The organism is Dietzia sp. HMSC21D01 (assembly GCF_001815995.1).
In the GTDB taxonomy this organism is placed as follows: domain Bacteria; phylum Actinomycetota; class Actinomycetes; order Mycobacteriales; family Mycobacteriaceae; genus Dietzia; species Dietzia cinnamea.
Genome location: NZ_KV823726.1, coordinates 1 through 1,505, shown reverse-complemented (window position 1 = coordinate 1,505; position 1,505 = coordinate 1). Strand labels below are relative to the sequence as shown.

Sequence of the window (1,505 nt, the reverse complement as noted above, 5' to 3'; positions counted from 1 at the left end):
CGAGGCGTCGAGGCCACCGACGCCGGGGACGCGGCCGCCGCCGCGCGCGCCGAGTACCTCACGGCCGAGCTGCGCGACCTGGCCGCCGCTCATCTGGCCGCGATCCGCACCGAGCTCGGCCGCATCCCCCGCCAGGTCTCCGGCTACCACCTGCGGCACCTGCTGCCGGAGGAGGGCTTCGACGTGGCCCGCGCGCTGGTCGGCTCCGAGGGCACATGCGCGATCGTCACCGCCGCGACCATGCGCGCCGTGCCCCGGGCCGCGCGCACCGGCCTGCTGGTAGTGGGGTACGCCGACGTCGTGGACGCCGCCCGCGACGTCCCGGCGATCCTGCGCCACCGCCCCACGGCGGTGGAGGGGATCGACGAGGTGATCGTGGCGACCATGCGGCAGCGCCGCGGCGCCGACGCCGTGGCCGATCTGCCCTCCGGGCGCGCGTGGCTTTTCGTGGAACTCGACGACGACGGGAACGACGACGAGCACGACGACGAGGCGGGCGGCGCCGGTGGTGGGCTCGGGGCCCGGATGACGCGCGTGGCCGACGAGCTGGCCGGGGACGGTCACGCCCTCGAGGCCCTCGTCGTGACGGATCCGGTGACCCGCGCCGACCTGTGGCGGGTCCGCGAGGACGGCGCCGGCCTGAGCTCCCGGCTCACCGATCCCGCCACCGGCGCCACCATCGAGTCCTGGCCCGGCTGGGAGGACTCGGCCGTGCCGCCCGAGAGGCTGGCCGACTACCTGGCCGAGTTCCGCGAACTGCTCGCACGGCACGGGCTCGCCGGCGTGATGTACGGCCATTTCGGCGCCGGATGCATGCACATCCGGATCACCTTCGACCTGCGCTCGGACGCCGGGCGGGCGGTCTTCCGCGCCTTCTGCACCGACGCCGCCCACCTCGCCGTGCGCCACGGCGGCTCCCTGTCCGGTGAACACGGGGACGGCCGCGCCCGTTCGGAACTGCTGCCGCTGATGTACTCGCCGGAGATGCTGGGCGCGTTCGAGGGTTTCGCGCGCATCTGGGACCCCGCGGGGCTGCTCGCACCCGGTGGCCTCACCGCCACCCGGCCGATCGACGCCGACCTCGCCCTGGCCGGCGTCGGGCCCGGGATCGGCCGGCGTGACCTGGGACTGCTCACCTCCGCCGACGGTGCTCACCCCGTGCAGGCCTGCATCGGGGTCGGCCGCTGCCGCACGTCGACCGGCGGCGTGATGTGTCCGTCCTTCCGCGCGACCGGCGACGAGAAGGACTCCACCCGCGGTCGGGCCCGCGTCCTGCAGGAGGTCGTGCGTGGCACGATCGGCGTGGACGACCCGGCTGTCGAGGAGTCGCTCGAGCTGTGTCTGGCCTGCAAGGCGTGCTCCTCGGACTGCCCCACCGGCGTCGACATGGCCACGTTCAAGGCCGAGGCGCTGCACCGCCGCTATCGCCGACGCGTCCGGCCGCGCGTCCACTACTCCCTCGGCCTGCTCCCGCTGTGGCTGCGCGGGACCACCCGCGCCGCGGG

The 1,505-nt window shown here is 75.3% G+C and carries 1 protein-coding gene; it reads left to right on the top strand.

Going from position 1 to position 1,505, the window contains the following annotated elements; genetic code table 11:
• Window positions 1-1,505, top strand: a 1,505-nt coding sequence (locus tag HMPREF3086_RS02750) for an FAD-binding and (Fe-S)-binding domain-containing protein (protein ID WP_210401824.1), incomplete at both ends; no start/stop codon positions are given.